Annotated in this window: 22 protein-coding genes; 2 read left to right on the top strand and 20 right to left on the bottom strand. The window is 57.5% G+C overall.

The genetic code is table 11. From position 1 onward, the window contains the following. The first annotated feature begins 123 nt into the window (after window positions 1-123). Both trpB and trpA read left to right on the top strand, forming a co-directional pair. Complete coding sequence (gene trpB / locus A0U92_RS01015) at window positions 124-1,347, top strand: tryptophan synthase subunit beta (RefSeq protein WP_077811609.1); 1,224 nt, start codon at window positions 124-126, stop codon at window positions 1,345-1,347. Beyond that, a complete protein-coding gene (gene trpA, locus A0U92_RS01010) occupies window positions 1,344-2,159 on the top strand; it encodes a tryptophan synthase subunit alpha (RefSeq protein WP_077811608.1) in 816 nt (271 codons plus the stop codon). The genes trpB and trpA overlap by 4 nt, the downstream gene beginning before the upstream one ends. 285 nt (window positions 2,160-2,444) lie before the next feature. Here the strand turns inward: trpA and A0U92_RS01005 are convergent, their stop codons facing one another. From A0U92_RS01005 to rpsH, 20 genes are all read right to left on the bottom strand, one after another. Further along, window positions 2,445-2,834: a cytochrome c3 family protein gene (locus A0U92_RS01005; RefSeq protein ID WP_187668820.1), complete on the bottom strand. Its 390-nt coding sequence runs from the start codon at window positions 2,832-2,834 to the stop codon at window positions 2,445-2,447. Beyond that, window positions 2,831-3,544: a ferric reductase-like transmembrane domain-containing protein gene (locus A0U92_RS01000; protein ID WP_077811606.1), complete on the bottom strand. Its 714-nt coding sequence runs from the start codon at window positions 3,542-3,544 to the stop codon at window positions 2,831-2,833. Before A0U92_RS01000 ends, A0U92_RS01005 begins: the two co-directional genes overlap by 4 nt. 244 nt (window positions 3,545-3,788) lie before the next feature. Then, window positions 3,789-3,908 (bottom strand): winged helix-turn-helix transcriptional regulator, encoded by a 120-nt coding sequence (locus tag A0U92_RS18095; protein ID WP_408736105.1) that lies wholly within the window; start codon window positions 3,906-3,908, stop codon window positions 3,789-3,791. A gap of 160 nt (window positions 3,909-4,068) precedes the next feature. Continuing rightward, complete coding sequence (locus A0U92_RS00990) at window positions 4,069-4,245, bottom strand: DUF1328 domain-containing protein (RefSeq protein ID WP_077811604.1); 177 nt, start codon at window positions 4,243-4,245, stop codon at window positions 4,069-4,071. Between the two features lie 121 nt (window positions 4,246-4,366). After that, a complete protein-coding gene (locus A0U92_RS00985) occupies window positions 4,367-4,597 on the bottom strand; it encodes a hypothetical protein (RefSeq protein ID WP_077811603.1) in 231 nt (76 codons plus the stop codon). A gap of 70 nt (window positions 4,598-4,667) precedes the next feature. After that, a complete protein-coding gene (locus A0U92_RS00980) occupies window positions 4,668-5,459 on the bottom strand; it encodes an ABC transporter ATP-binding protein (protein ID WP_077811602.1) in 792 nt (263 codons plus the stop codon). Beyond that, on the bottom strand, window positions 5,456-6,223 hold the full coding sequence (locus A0U92_RS00975; protein WP_077811601.1) for an ABC transporter permease: 768 nt from the start codon (window positions 6,221-6,223) through the stop codon (window positions 5,456-5,458). Before A0U92_RS00975 ends, A0U92_RS00980 begins: the two co-directional genes overlap by 4 nt. A 22-nt stretch (window positions 6,224-6,245) precedes the next feature. After that, a complete protein-coding gene (locus A0U92_RS00970) occupies window positions 6,246-7,292 on the bottom strand; it encodes an ABC transporter substrate-binding protein (RefSeq protein ID WP_077811600.1) in 1,047 nt (348 codons plus the stop codon). Between the two features lie 219 nt (window positions 7,293-7,511). After that, window positions 7,512-7,940: a 50S ribosomal protein L17 gene (gene rplQ / locus A0U92_RS00965; protein WP_077811599.1), complete on the bottom strand. Its 429-nt coding sequence runs from the start codon at window positions 7,938-7,940 to the stop codon at window positions 7,512-7,514. 24 nt (window positions 7,941-7,964) lie between these two features. Further along, window positions 7,965-8,984: a DNA-directed RNA polymerase subunit alpha gene (locus tag A0U92_RS00960; protein WP_077811598.1), complete on the bottom strand. Its 1,020-nt coding sequence runs from the start codon at window positions 8,982-8,984 to the stop codon at window positions 7,965-7,967. Between the two features lie 125 nt (window positions 8,985-9,109). Continuing rightward, window positions 9,110-9,502 (bottom strand): 30S ribosomal protein S11, encoded by a 393-nt coding sequence (rpsK, locus tag A0U92_RS00955; protein ID WP_010666031.1) that lies wholly within the window; start codon window positions 9,500-9,502, stop codon window positions 9,110-9,112. Between the two features lie 110 nt (window positions 9,503-9,612). Then, the gene (rpsM, locus tag A0U92_RS00950; protein ID WP_077811597.1) at window positions 9,613-9,990 is read right to left on the bottom strand and encodes a 30S ribosomal protein S13; all 378 of its coding nucleotides are present in this window, start codon (window positions 9,988-9,990) and stop codon (window positions 9,613-9,615) included. A 139-nt stretch (window positions 9,991-10,129) separates the two neighbouring features. Further along, on the bottom strand, window positions 10,130-10,798 hold the full coding sequence (locus A0U92_RS00945) for an adenylate kinase (protein ID WP_077811596.1): 669 nt from the start codon (window positions 10,796-10,798) through the stop codon (window positions 10,130-10,132). Next, window positions 10,795-12,156 (bottom strand): preprotein translocase subunit SecY, encoded by a 1,362-nt coding sequence (gene secY, locus A0U92_RS00940; protein ID WP_077811595.1) that lies wholly within the window; start codon window positions 12,154-12,156, stop codon window positions 10,795-10,797. Before secY ends, A0U92_RS00945 begins: the two co-directional genes overlap by 4 nt. A gap of 125 nt (window positions 12,157-12,281) precedes the next feature. Next, on the bottom strand, window positions 12,282-12,773 hold the full coding sequence (gene rplO, locus A0U92_RS00935) for a 50S ribosomal protein L15 (protein ID WP_077811594.1): 492 nt from the start codon (window positions 12,771-12,773) through the stop codon (window positions 12,282-12,284). 1 nt (window position 12,774) lies between these two features. Then, window positions 12,775-12,960, bottom strand: a complete 186-nt coding sequence (gene rpmD / locus A0U92_RS00930) for a 50S ribosomal protein L30 (RefSeq protein ID WP_077811593.1) — start codon at window positions 12,958-12,960, stop codon at window positions 12,775-12,777. After that, window positions 12,953-13,531, bottom strand: a complete 579-nt coding sequence (gene rpsE, locus A0U92_RS00925) for a 30S ribosomal protein S5 (RefSeq protein WP_077811592.1) — start codon at window positions 13,529-13,531, stop codon at window positions 12,953-12,955. The genes rpmD and rpsE overlap by 8 nt, the downstream gene beginning before the upstream one ends. A gap of 13 nt (window positions 13,532-13,544) precedes the next feature. Continuing rightward, a complete protein-coding gene (gene rplR, locus A0U92_RS00920; protein ID WP_077811591.1) occupies window positions 13,545-13,907 on the bottom strand; it encodes a 50S ribosomal protein L18 in 363 nt (120 codons plus the stop codon). Further along, entirely contained in the window at window positions 13,907-14,440 is a 534-nt protein-coding gene (gene rplF, locus A0U92_RS00915; RefSeq protein ID WP_077811590.1) for a 50S ribosomal protein L6, read from the bottom strand. Before rplF ends, rplR begins: the two co-directional genes overlap by 1 nt. A gap of 10 nt (window positions 14,441-14,450) precedes the next feature. Next, window positions 14,451-14,849 (bottom strand): 30S ribosomal protein S8, encoded by a 399-nt coding sequence (gene rpsH / locus A0U92_RS00910; RefSeq protein WP_010666041.1) that lies wholly within the window; start codon window positions 14,847-14,849, stop codon window positions 14,451-14,453. Window positions 14,850-14,853 lie beyond the last annotated feature (4 nt).

Raw genomic sequence — 14,853 nt, 5'->3', positions numbered from 1 at the left:
AACCATCAGTCGGGACCGCATGGACGCCCATCACGCGCCTTGTTATACCGCCAGACCTGAACTTTCCGCACGAAAGCGGAGCCATATACCGTAGAAACCGGGGCAGCGGAGACACCAACAGTCATGACAGACGGCGTACGAGCAAACAGTCTGAGAAACGGCCCCGACGCCTCCGGCCATTTCGGCGACGGGCTGGGCGGGCGGTTCGTCGCGGAAACGCTGATGCCGCTGCTCCTTGAGCTTGACGAAGCCTACAAGGTGGTCAAGGCCGATCCGGCCTTTCATAAGGAACTGGCTTTCTACCTCAAGGACTATGTGGGCCGCCCCTCTCCGCTGTGGTTCGCTAAACGCCTGACTGACGAACTCGGCGGCGCGAAGATCTACATGAAGCGCGAGGAGCTGAATCACACGGGCTCGCACAAGCTCAACAACGTGATGGGCCAGATCCTGCTCGCCCGCCGTATGGGCCGCACACGCATCGTCGCCGAGACCGGCGCGGGTCAGCACGGTGTCGCCACCGCCACCGTCTGCGCGCTGTTCGGCATGAAGTGCGTGATCTACATGGGCGCGACCGATGTGGAACGGCAGATGCCCAACGTGTTCCGCATGAAGCTGCTCGGCGCGGAAGTCGTGCCGGTCACGGCGGGCGCAGGCACGCTGAAAGACGCCATGAACGAGGCGATGCGCGACTGGGTCGCCAATATCAGCGACACCTATTTTCTGGTCGGCACCGTCGCTGGTCCGCACCCTTATCCCGCCATGGTCCGCGACTTCCAGAGCGTGATCGGTGATGAAGTGAAGGTGCAGATGCAGGAGGCTGAAGGCCGCCTGCCGGATGTGATCGTCGCCGCCATTGGCGGTGGCTCGAATGCGATGGGCATTTTCCATCCCTTCCTTGACGACCCCTCCGTCAGGCTGATCGGTGTCGAAGCCGCCGGGCATGGTCTCGACAGCGGCAAGACCGCCGCTTCCATCGAGCGCGGCTCGCGCGGCGTGCTGCACGGCAACCGCACCTATCTGTTGCAGGACGAGAACGGCCAGATCACCGAGGCGCACTCCATCAGCGCCGGTCTGGATTATCCGGGCGTCGGTCCTGAGCACTCCTGGCTGTATGAAATCGGTCGCGCCGAATATGTCGGCATCACCGATGACGAGGCGCTGGAGGCGTTCCAGACCTGCACCCGCGCCGAGGGCATCATTCCCGCGCTGGAATCCGCCCATGCTGTCGCCCACGCGGTCAAGATCGCGCCGACACTGAGCCCGGAGACCCTGCTCGTCATCAATATCTCGGGCCGTGGAGACAAGGACATCTTTACTGTCGCCGAACATCTGGGAGTGAAGCTGTGAGCCGCATCGCCCGCCGTTTTGCGGCGCTGAAACAGGAAGGGCGCGGCGCGCTCATCCCCTATCTCGAAGCCTGCGACCCGGACTTCCAGACGTCGCTCGATCTGCTGAAAGCGATGCCGGAAGCCGGTGCGGACCTGATCGAGATCGGCATGCCGTTCTCCGATCCTTCCGCCGACGGTCCGGTCATCCAGCTTGCCGCCCGTCGTGGCCTGAAAGCCGGCGCAACGCTGCCGCGCCTGTTCGGGATGGTGAAATCCTTCCGCGAGCAGGACAACGACACGCCGGTCATCCTGATGGGCTACCTGAACCCGATCGAGGCTTATGGTCTCGACCGGTTCTGCGTGGATGCGTCCGCCGCTGGCGTGGATGGTCTCATCATCGTGGACATGCCGCCGGAAGAAGCCGGACCGATGCAGGGACCAGCCAAAGCCGCCGGTCTGGATATCATCCGGCTGATCGCGCCCACGACGGACGATAATCGCCTCAAGCTGGTGCTGAACCATGCGTCCGGTTTCGTTTATTATGTAAGCATCACCGGCATCACCGGCACGCGCTCGGCCAGCGACGAGGATCTGCGGGCTGCGCTGCCTCGCATCCGCGCCGCGACGGATCTGCCTATCGCCATCGGTTTCGGTATCCGCACGCCGGAGCAGGCTGCGTCTGCTTCACGCATCGCGGATGGTGCAGTCGTGGCTTCGGCTCTGCTGGCGACATTGGCGAAGACGCTTGATCCAGGCGAACAGGCGACCCCGTCCACGCTGCCTTCCGTGCTGACCCAGTTGCGGGAACTGGCAGCGGCTGTTCGAGGCTGAACCATCATAACGCTGGCTGGACACTCACAAAACCGGCCAGCTTTTTCCAACTATTCTTTTCAAAAATTCCTGTTCTCCGCGGACAGATCACCATCTCGTACCATCCGTTCCTGACCGGGACCAAAGAGACTGCGTCTCTTTATGCGGCGCGGGGCAGAGTCCCGTTAAAATCCATCACCCGGTTTTCAACGCATTTACAGGTCTTTTCAAAACCCCTTCCTCCAACAGAAGAAATTCTGATCAGGCTATCAAGGAATCTCCGGTTTCTCTGCCCTGAAAATTCAATCAGAAACGGGGAGGCTTTTCTTCTGTGTGACACACATGGCAGGCCCGAACCGGCCCCGAAGCCCGTTTTTCCCGCGTAAATTTCAAGTGACAGCCTTCACATTCCTGATGAAACTGCGGTTCAATGATGGATGCCAGTTCCGGTGTCTTCTTGTGACACCCGATACAATGCTGGAAAGGCCATGAAGCCAGTTTGGGTTCGGTGTAATTATGGTGACAGACGACGCAGTTGAACGCACCATGATCCTGATGCGTAAAAGCCAGCGGCATCAGAGGGTGTGACCGCGCTGCGTACGGTGCGCCCGATATGCTCCACCAGATCGCGGCGGCGGCGATTACCACAGCGGCACACAATACCGTAATCACTACTCCATTACCGCGTCGCCTCATCGGTCGAGCCACACAGCGCATAATACCGGCACAAGAAGCCCGACACAGCCAAGCGCAACCACCACAGGCAAGGCAAATCCAGCCGTCTTCCGCTGGCGTCTTCCTCCTCGTCGAGGCCGAGCAGCCAGAACCCGGACCGACAACGGAACAGCCAGCGCCACAACACTCAATCCAGCCAGACTGACTGTCAGTGCAGGCATTGCGGTCCGAAAATCAGCCTGCCATGCATGAAGTCCTGTCAGACACAGCAGGGCCGCCGCCAACCCGTAATGACAGTAACGGAAAATGCGAGCATTTCGGAAAACCGCCAGTTTCCATCGGGGTTGTGACACAATAGCCAGAATGATGACAATAAAGCTGGCCAGCACACCTGTCTGCATGACTGGCAATGCAGGAGGCCAGAGATCCTGCAAGAGAAGAGGCTCTGCCCATAGCCCTCCGCCGACATGAGCAACAATCAGTAAAAGGACAAGGTAGCCAGCATATTCATGCAGCCGGATAAAGAACTTGCCTTCATAAAACGGTCGCTCAAGTGGTCGTCCCGTCAGAAAAAACATCTGCAGAAGGACGAACAGGGCGGAGTAGCCACCGATCATCGCAACATCCCAGACACCAGCGACGCCCGGCTGCCCCCCGCCGAAAGTGAACACCAGCAGAAACACGATAAAGAACAGCACAAAGAGCGCCGCAAGAACGATCCATCCCGGCATAATGCCCTACCCCGTTACGGTATCGTTTCATAAAAGAGCGATACCGCAAAGACCGGAATGCTAAAACGGGTTTTCACCAGTCAGTCTGGAAGCGTGAGAGCCTTTGCAAAAACGCCGGTTAAATCCAGGCAGGAAAAGGTACTGAATTAACAGTAATTATCTCGCCCTGAGTGTGACCGAAGAATACCTGACACCGGAAAAGGCTCACTCTGGTCCTTACAGACTTCAGAGTCAGGTCTGAACTTTATATTGTCGGCTCCACCAAACCTTGAAAGCCAATAATAACCGGCTCCAGAGTCCGCCCGTGAGCGGTCAGATTGCATTCCATCTTTGGCGGGACTTCCTGATCAACCGTCCGCAGCACAAACGACACGGCGCTCTCCGATCCCCGTTCAAATGTCACCAGCAGGGACGCGATGGGAAGAGACCCCTCTGCCGCCTGCAAACCAGACAAATCTCATAAAAAACGGAGACACCTTTCAGTGTCTCCGTTCTCACATCATCACGAATGAGTCTCTTCAACCCTATCGGGAGACTGCTCCCACGCCTATCAGCACAAGCGCAAACAGAACCACACAGATAATCACGGCGATAAAGAACAGGATTTTCGCCATACCCGCTGCCGCGCTGGAGATACCTCCAAACCCGAACAGGCCTGCAACGATGGAAACAATCAGAAAAAACAAAGCCAGCCTGAGCACGTCTCTTCTCCTATGGTAAGAGCCTAGTATGGCTTCTAAACAGCTTTCAGACTGCCCGGTTGCATGAAAACCGGGGGTAGCGGAAAATTTCTTTCAAAAACTGGCGATTATTCCATCCCGGTCACGACCGACGCGCCAGCCAAGCACCAAGAAAGCTTCCCAGAAGCAGAGAAGCGCCCAAAGCCAGACGGGGCGTATCCACCGTGACATCACGCAAAATGTCGCAACCATCTTCAAAAACGTCACTCAACCGCGAACCCATCGTCTGCGTACTGTCAGAAACGCTATCCTGCAGACGATCAATACCGCTTTCCAGAGTGAAATCGCTTTCTTCAGACTGATCATTAGCCATTATCTTCTCCTGCTTTCGACTATAGAAACCGAACCTGATTCTAGGCTCATATCCGGATCATGTGCAGGGTTTATATCTCTGCCGCCTGCCAGTATGGCGTCCCACCGGGATCGTCCTCGCCTGCGATCAGACTCCTCAAACGACCGGCGAGCGCCCGCAGCGCCGGAGAGGATGGATCACGGGGACGGTTGCCCACCATAAGATCGCCCCGCACGGAAGCCGGCTTCCCGGCCAGCACAATGATACGGTCCGCCAGCAGCAGCGCCTCGTCAATATCATGAGTCACAAACAGCACGGTCTTGCGTGTCTTTTGCCAGATCGTCAGCAATTCGGTCTGTAGACTTCTGCGCGTAATCGCATCCAGAGCACCAAACGGCTCGTCCATAAGCAGCAAATCGGGGTTCACCGTCAGAGCCCGCGCAACACCGACCCGCTGACGCTGCCCTCCAGAGAGCTGCCGTGGCCAGCGGGAAGATTCCGCCGAGAGCTTTACCAGATCCAGAGCCGCCTGCGCACGTTCATGCCGCTCACTCCGGCTGAGCCCCAGCCCTTCGAGACCGAGCTCCACATTTCCACGCACCGTCCGCCAGGGCATCAGTCGCGCGTCCTGAAACACCAGCGCGGACCGCCGGCTTCCCGTCCGCTCCCGGACCGTCGAAAGCGTTGCCGTCCCTTCGGTTGGGTCGATCAGCCCCATGATGACACGAAGAAGAGTCGACTTGCCCACACCGGACGGCCCGAGAACCGCCACGAACTGCCCATGCTCGATATCAAGATCGACATGACGAAAAATGAACGTCTTTCCACCGTCATGCGAAAGACCGGCATTCTCCACCCGGACCAGAGATGTCATATCACTCATCCCTGCCACCTCAGCAGCCGGTCACGCACGAGGCCGAACAGAAAATCTGTCAGTGCGTAAAGACCGGCCATCGTAATCATATAGACAACCACAATATCCGTCGCGAGCAGACTGGACGCCTGCATCATGCGCGCGCCCACTCCCGGCACACCAAAAAGTTCTGCCGCCACAACCGACATCCAGCCCTGACCGAGGCCCGTACGAAGGCCCGCCAGCAAGCCCGGCATGGCGGCGGGCAGGGTCACATAATGCAGGCGCGCAAAAAATCCACGGTGCCCGAAAGCGGCAGCGACTTCATACAGTTCCTGATCCACCGACTTCACCGCGCCGTAAGCCGCGTAGAAATTGATCCAGAAGACCGAGATCGCGATGACGAAGGTCGCACCCACATTGTTCAGACCGAACCAGAGAATGGCGAACGGCACCCAGGCCAGCCCCGGAATCGGTCGCAACAGGCGGACGATACCACCCGTCAGCGCGTCCACGATGGGAAGTGAGGCGCAGACAAGCCCTGCGCCAGCTCCCAGAACGGAGCCAATCACCAGTCCGGCGATATAGTGAACAAGACTGTCCTGGATGGCCTGCAGCCAGAAGCCCCCGGATATTTCAGAGACAAAAGCTGCCCACAGTTCGGAAGGAGCGGGCAGCAGACCGGGCGGGACGAGATGAAACTGTACTGAGGCCTGCCAGACCGCCAGCAGCAGCAGCAGACCCACAGCGCCAAGACCGACACGGCCTCCAGCGCCTATACGCAAACCATTCATCCCCAACCCTCTGTTCCTGCGTTTATTGCGCAGGCTGACGCCACATCTTCAGATCAAAGAGATCCTCTACCGGTACAGCCGATCTCAGAACACCCTGCTGCACTTCAAAATCCTGAAGCGCTTTCACACCAGGAATGATTTTCTCGGGATCGGAGACAAACTGAGAGGCTGAATTTTTCAGAGCCTGTTCAATCACAGCAGGCTTCATCAGGCCACCGCCCAACGCTTTTGCCACAAAAGGCGCCGCTTCTTCCGGATGCGTGGCGATAAGGGCCGTTCCTTTGACAAACAACGATGTCAGTTTTCCTGACCAGACCGCATGCTCGGCAGAATTCGGGCTGACGACCGCCAGAACCGATCCCGGCTGGCCGGGCAGCAGGTCATGGCCCGTCGCCAGAATACGGGCTTCCGGAACGCGAGCCTTGATGATCGTCAGAGCGGGTTCGCGCAGAATGGCGGCATCCACCGCCTGCGCCAGAAATGCCTGCTGCGCCGCGTCAATATCAATGCCGACAATATCGACACTGGAAAGATCCTGTCCTTCCTGTGTCTTGAGCCAGTAACGCAGGACGGTATCGGGCACGGATCCGGTTGGCTGAGCCGCAATCTTGGGCTTATGTCCGGCGACCTTTGTGAAATTCGCGATGCGGTCAGTCAGCTGCTCTTTTGTAAGGCCACCGGGCTTGTCGGCATCCAGCCCATCGGCAAGCTTGCCGCGTGAGATGACCGAAAGCTCTTCAATGGCGCCGCTGGCAACGACCTTGACGTCCACGCCCCGTGATCGCACCTGCAGCAATGGCAGAACACCTGCAACATACGCATCGATACGGCCAGCCACGAGGGCCTGGATGGCCTGCGGGCCGGAAGTAAACCTGACCAGTTCCAGATCAAGCCCTGCCGTCTTTGCCCACCCTTCTCCGTCCACGACAAATAACGCCGAAGATCCGAGGACAGGGATATAGCCCACCCTGACGGGGGCGGCCGTCGCAGCCTGCGCCGCAGCGAGTGTTACCCCTGCTGCGGCGATCATTCCCGTCACCAGCTTTCTGAGTTTATTCCGGAAAACCATAAACGACCCCTGTCCGAGCGTGCATCACATGAAGTTTGCTCAAGCTGTATCACGCCGACTGATGTGCAACAATAATACAAACTCTATTTATAGTTGTTTTTATATTTGCACTATTTTTATTTGTAATAAATGATGATGCCGCCAGTCAGATTCCAAGCCTCTCAGAAACAGAGCAAAAAAAAACCGGCCCAGAGGCCGGCTTCTTTTAACTGAAATGGCTTAGGCAGCCAGATCAGCCTCTTCGTCATGAGCAGCGGGGCGCGGACCGCTGTCCAGACCCTTCGCATTCACGTCACGATCGATCAGCTCGATCACTGCCATGTCAGCCGCATCGCCATAACGCACGCCAGCCTTCAGAACGCGCGTATAACCGCCTGTACGAGCCTTGTAGCGGTCAGCCACAGCCGAGAACAGCTTGCTGACAATCGTGTCATCACGCAGCTGGGCGTAAGCCTGACGACGCGCATGCAGATCACCGCGCTTGCCGAGCGTGATCAGCTTCTCGACAACCGGGCGAAGCTCTTTCGCCTTCGGCAGGGTCGTCGTGATCTGTTCGTGCTTGATGAGCGCAACTGCCATGTTGCGGAACATCGCTGCACGATGGGTGGAGGTAACGCCGAGCTTCCGACCGGCAACACCATGACGCATTGTTAAGTCTCCTGTTGTCGCGGATCAGAAGGGCTCGTCGAGCCTCTTCGCCAGATCCTCAATATTCTCCGGCGGCCAGGCCGGAACATTCATACCAAGTGAAAGTCCCATGGTGGTGAGGACTTCCTTGATCTCGTTCAGTGATTTACGGCCAAAGTTCGGTGTACGGAGCATTTCCTGCTCGGTCTTCTGAACCAGATCGCCGATATAGATGATGTTGTCGTTCTTCAGGCAGTTCGCCGAACGCACCGACAGCTCAAGCTCATCAACCTTGCGCAGCAGGTTGCGGTTGAACGGCAGGTCATCCTGCGGCTCCGTCGTGACGACAGGGCGCGGCTCATCGAAGTTGATGAAGAGCTGCAACTGATCCTGGAGAATACGCGCCGCCAGAGCGACAGCATCCTCAGGCGTCACGGCGCCATTCGTCTCAACCGTCAGCAGCAGGCGGTCATAGTCGGTCACCTGACCCACGCGGGTCGGTTCGACCTTGTAGGACACGCGCTTCACCGGTGAGTAGATCGCGTCGATGGGGATAAGCCCGATCGGTGCGTCTTCCGGACGGTTCGCCGCAGCCGGAACATAGCCTTTGCCGATGTTCACGGTGAATTCCATACCCAGCTTCTCACCCTCATCGAGAGTGCAGATCACCAGATCCGGATTCATGATCTCAATGCCATGACCTGTCTGGATCTGACCGGCCTTGACTTCACCAGGCCCGGTCGCCGTCAGCATCATGCGCTTCGGACCCTCACCATGCATACTGAGAGCGAGCTGCTTGATATTCAGGACGATGTCGGTCACGTCTTCACGCACACCCGGCACAGCCGAGAATTCATGCAGAACGCCGTCAATCTGGATCGCGGTGATCGCCGCGCCCTGAAGAGAAGAAAGAAGAACGCGACGCAGAGCATTTCCGAGCGTCATGCCAAAGCCGCGTTCCAGCGGCTCGGCAACGATCGTCGCCACGCGAGACGGGACGGAGCCGGGTTCGACTTCCAGCTTCTCCGGCTTGATCAGGGATTGCCAGTTTTTCTGGAGCACCAAGGTCTCGGCCTTTCAATAAGGGGGCCGCAACAAGACGGCGGAAACCCCGACCGAAAGCCGGGGCAACTTCAATAAAGACCCCATCCCGGAAAATGGCGGACCATTCTCCGGAACAGGACTCTCAATCAGACGCGACGACGCTTGCGCGGACGGCAGCCGTTATGCGGCACCGGCGTCAGATCGCGAATCGAAGCGATCTGGAAGCCGACAGCCTGAAGAGCACGCAGAGCGCTCTCACGTCCCGAACCCGGACCCGACACTTCGATGTCCAGCGTTTCCATGCCGTGCTCACGAGCCTTGCGGCCTGCGTCTTCAGCAGCAACCTGTGCCGCATACGGTGTGGACTTACGCGAACCCTTGAAACCCTGCGCACCAGCGGAAGACCATGCGATGGCATTCCCCTGCGCGTCGGAAATCGTGATCATCGTGTTGTTGAACGTGGAGAGCACATGCGCCACGCCCGAGATAATGTTCTTGCGTTCTTTCTTGCGGATACGCGGTGCAGCGGCCTTCGCCATGTCTGTCGCCTTGCCTTTTCACTGTAAGGGCGGATTGAGCCCGCCCGGCAATTGCCAGCACAAAACCGGCAGTTGCCTGAATTTCTCTGATACGCCCGAAGGCGTACTGATTAACGGGCTACTTTCTTCTTACCGGCGATGGCAACAGCCTTACCCTTACGGGTACGCGCATTGGTATGCGTCCGCTGTCCATGCACAGGCAGGCCACGACGATGGCGAAGGCCACGGTAGCAGCCAAGATCCATCAGACGTTTGATGTTCATCGCAACTTCACGACGGAGGTCGCCCTCGACGCGGTAGTCGTTATCAATGGTCTCACGAATCTTCATGATCTCGTCGTCGCTCAGTTCATTGACGCGCTTCGCGTCAGGCAAACCAAGGTCCTTGCAGATCTGCTGAGCTTTTGTCTGACCGATGCCGTAAATATACTGCAGTCCGATCACAACACGTTTGTTCGTTGGGATATTAACGCCGGCAATACGCGCCACGCCACACACTCCTAGTCCGCCCGACTGCGCGTCCGGCGTTGATTCGAATTAATTTGCCGCCCTGTTGATCGCCAGGCGACCATGCGGTCCAGAGCGCGCGCAATAGACCGGGCAGGCATGAAGAGTCAATCCAGACAGATCACTTTTGCGTGAGCTTCTCGACTTCAGTCATCGTTGAATCGATCTGCTTGCTCACTTCATCGATGGGCGCCATGCCATCAATGAACGCAACCATCACCTTGTCCTCATAGTAAGGAAGGAGTGGAAGCGTCTCTTTCCGGTAAGCTGACAGCCGGGACGCAACAGTCTCCCGATTATCATCAGCTCTCCGTATGAACTCATGAGAGCCACACAGATCACATGTCTCAGCCACCAGTGTCGGCTTGGACACATCATTGTAGCTTGCACCACATTTGGCGCAGGAGAAACGCCCGGCGATACGGTCTGCCAGAGCGTCCTCATCCACTTCCAGCATCAGGACAACGTCGATCCTGCGGGACAGGCGGGCAAGGACAACGTCCAGCGCCTCAGCCTGTGCTACCGTCCGCGGGAAGCCATCCAGAATAAAACCCCTGGCACAGTCAGGCTGCTGGATACGGGATTCCAGCATGCTGACGATGATGGTGTCCGGAACAAGCTTGCCGGCATCCATCAGGGATTTTGCTTCACGCCCGATATCGGAGCCAGCCTTCACTTCAGCACGCAGCATATCGCCTGTTGAAATCTGGGCGATTCCGTAACGTGTTTCAAGTCGCTTGGACTGGGTCCCTTTTCCCGCGCCGGGAGGACCAAGAAAAATAATGTTCATTTACGGACGATCCTCCGATTGGAGCCGCTCTTTCGATTACGCTGGATCAGCCCCTGATACTGGTGCGCCACCAGATGAGACTGGATCTGGGTAACCGTATCAATAGTCACTGACACGATGATGATCAGGCTTGTACCACCAAAATAGAAAGGCACATTATAGCGACTGATCAGAATCTGGGGCAGCAGACAGACGGCTACAAGATACAATGCGCCTATTGTGGTCAGACGGGTCAGAATTCCATCAAAATAGGCAGCAGTCGATGCGCCTGGACGAATCCCCGGAATAAAGCCGCTCTGCTTGCGCAGATTATCGGCTGTTTCTTCCGGATTAAACGTGACCGCTGCATAAAAATAGGAAAAGAAGACGATCATAAGAGCATAGAACAGCATGTAGAGCGGCTGTCCCTGACCCAGCGACTGCCCCAGAAAAGACAACCAGCCCGGCATCCCTTTCGCATTCATGAAGCCCGCAATGGTCACGGGAATGAGAAGCACGGAAGACGCAAAAATGGGTGGAATGACTCCGGCCGTGTTGACCTTCAATGGCATATGCGTCGATTCGCCGCCGAAGACGCGGTTACCCATCTGACGTTTGGGATACTGGATCACCACGCGCCGCTGCGCCTGCTCCATAAACACGATGAAGACGATCGTAAGGGCCGCCAGCACCAGAAAGATCAGAACGAAAAACGGCGAGAGCGCGCCTGTATATCCAAGCTGAAACAGCGTCGCCAATGCATGCGGCAAATTCGCCACAATACCGGCAAAGATAATCAGCGAGATGCCGTTACCGACCCCGCGTGACGTAATCTGCTCTCCAAGCCACATCAGGAACATCGTTCCGCCAACCAGCGTAAAGACGCAGGAGACGAGGAAGAAGAGCCCCGGACTGACCACAGCGGAACCCGCAGCCGAACTCATCCGCTCAAGACCAACCGCGATGCCGTAGGCCTGAAAAAACGCGATCGCGACTGTCAGGTAACGGGTATACTGGTTGAGCTTCTTTCTTCCATGCTCACCCTCTTTCTTGAGAGCTTCCATCGAGGGAATGGCTGTCGACATCAGCTGTATGATGATCGAAGCAGAAATATAGGGCATGATGTTCAGAGCGAACACGGTCATGCGCCCGAGAGCGCCGCCCGTGAACATGTCGAACATGCCAAGAATGCCACCCTGATGCTGGGCCAGAAGCTGCCCCATCACTTTCGCGTCAATGCCCGGGACAGGGATATAGGTGCCCAGACGATAGACGATCAGGGCTCCCAGCGTGAACCAGATCCTCTTCTTGAGTTCCGTCGCCTTGGCGAAGGAACCCAGATTGAAATTGGCCGCGAGTTGCTCAGCCGCCGAGGCCATACGCCTGTCCTTTCACAAAAAACAGCGCCACCGCAAAGCGGGGCGCTGTCGTGGCAGACACCAACGCCTGCAAATCAAACCTAGATGACCTGGAAGACAGACCAAGACTGCCTTCCCAAGCCATGTCAGGAAGCCGTGTTGGCTTCTTTCCGGGCTGCGACGAGAGTCTTTACAGACCCGCCAGCTTTCTCGACTGCAGCAATCGCCGATGCAGAAGCTCCGGCAACCTCAACAGTGATTGCACGAGAAATCTCACCGTCAGCCAGCAGACGGATGCCGACATATTTGCCAGTACCGACAAGACCAGCCTTACGGAGAGCCTCTTCGTTGATCACTGATCCGGCTTCAAGCTTGCCTTCAGCAAGAGCTTTCTCAAGCGAACCAAGGTTCACCGGAGCATAGACCTTACGGAAGATATTCTTGAATCCCCGCTTCGGCATACGACGGTACAGCGGAAGCTGACCACCTTCAAAGCCATTCAGGGAAACACCCTCGCGAGCCTTCTGACCTTTTACACCGCGACCCGAGGTCTTGCCCTTACCAGAGCCGATACCGCGTCCAAGGCGCTTTTTGCGATAACGAGAACCCTCGTTATCGCGGAGTTCATGAAGTTTCATTTCAATCCTCCACCTTCACCAGGTGGGCTACCTTGTTCAGCATACCCCGGATCGACGGCGTGTCCTGAAGCTCGCGTGTACGACCGATCTTGTTCAGACCAAGTCCGACGAGTGTTGCCTGCTGACCTGGCTTGCGTCCGTTCCCGGATGCAATCTGCGTGATACGGACAGTCTTAGCTTCAGACATCTGCACCCTCCGCTACCTGCTCGCGCTTGCCAAGAATGTCAGAGACCTTCTTGCCACGACGATTGGCGACAGCACGCGGGCTCGCACACCGTTCCAGCGCCGCGAACGTCGCCTTCACCATGTTGTGCGGGTTACGCGTTCCAAGCGACTTGGCGACAACATCGTTGATACCAAGGCTTTCGAACACGGCGCGCATCGGACCGCCAGCGATAATTCCGGTTCCGGCTTCCGCCGAACGAAGAACAACCTTGCCAGCGCCAAAGTGACCTGCAACGTCATGGTGCAGTGTACGGCCTTCCTTCATGGGAACGCGGATCATGCCGCGCTTCGCCTTTTCGGTAGCCTTGCGGATCGCCTCGGGAACTTCACGGGCCTTGCCCGCTCCGAATCCAACACGACCTTTCTGATCACCCACAACAACCAGCGCGGCGAAAGCGAAGCGACGACCGCCCTTGACCACTTTTGCAACACGATTAATCGTCACGAGCTTGTCGATCAGATCATCGCCTTCGCGATCCTGACGCTGCTCGCGGTCGCGACCACGACCACCTTCTCTCGGTTCACGTGCCATTACGCGCCCCTCCTCAGAACGAGAGACCGCCCTCGCGGGCAGCCTCCGCGAGCGCCTTGATGCGCCCATGATAGATATAGGAGCCGCGATCGAACACGACCTGCGTCACACCGGCTGCAACCGCGCGCTGGGCAACAAGCTTGCCGATTGCCGATGCGGCATCCCGGTTTGCTCCAGTTACTCCACCCGTACGGAACTCTTTGTCCAGAGAAGACGCCGAAGCCAGCGTAAGGCCGGCGGCGTCGTCGATCACCTGGGCATAGATGTTCTTGCCTGAACGGAACACCGACAGGCGCGGACGCCCGCCGGCCTTGCGGCGGAGCTGGAACCGAAGGCGCTTGCGCCGACGCTCCCGCAATTCCTGCTGAGTGCTCATTACTTCTTCTTGCCTTCCTTGCGACGAATGGTCTCGGTGTCATAACGCACGCCCTTGCCCTTGTAGGGCTCCGGCTTACGGAAGTTGCGGATATCGAGCGCAACCTGACCGACACGCTGCTTGTCAATACCTTCAACGACCACGGCTGTCGGACGTGGCGTCGTAATCTTGATCCCCTCAGGAATCGGATACACGACGTCATGAGAGTAGCCGAGGTTCATGACAAGATTGGATCCCTGCACAGCAGCACGGAAACCCGTTCCTGTAATCTCCAGCGTTTTCGAATAACCTTCGGAAACGCCCTTGACCATGGAGGCGACGAGCGAACGCGTCGTGCCCCACATCATCCGGGCCTGAGCCAGAGAACCAAGAGGCTTGACCGCAACCTTACCCTCGTCGACCGTCGTCTCCACCAGGGGAGACAATGGAAGCTTAAGTTCGCCGAGTTTGCCTTTAGCCGTTAGAATGCCAGCATTGATGCTGACAGTTACTCCGGCAGGAACCTCAACGGGATATTTGCCTACGCGTGACATCTATCCCTCCTCAGAATACGCGGCAGAGAACTTCGCCGCCAACATTGGCGGCGCGAGCCTCTGCATCGGAGAGAACACCACGGGGAGTCGACAGGATCGACACACCAAGGCCGGCATAGACGCGCGGCAGTTCCTTGATCTTGGAATAGACGCGGCGTCCGGGACGCGACACGCGGTGAATCTCCTTGATCACCGGCTCGCCTTCCGAATATTTCAGCTCGATGCGGATCTGGGAAATACCCTTACGGATTTCCTCAACTGCAAAGCCACGGATGTAGCCTTCACGCTTCAGAGCTTCAAGCACACTGGCGCGCAGCCGTGACGCCGGAGCAACACACGCAGCATGACGGGCGCGCTGTGCGTTGCGGATACGGGTGAGCATATCACCCAAGGGATCAGAAAGTGACATTGCC

The sequence above is a fragment of the Acetobacter aceti genome, from assembly GCF_002005445.1.
GTDB lineage: Bacteria > Pseudomonadota > Alphaproteobacteria > Acetobacterales > Acetobacteraceae > Acetobacter > Acetobacter aceti_B.
Note: the sequence above shows the minus strand (reverse complement) of the source record. Positions and strands in the feature narration are given on the sequence as shown.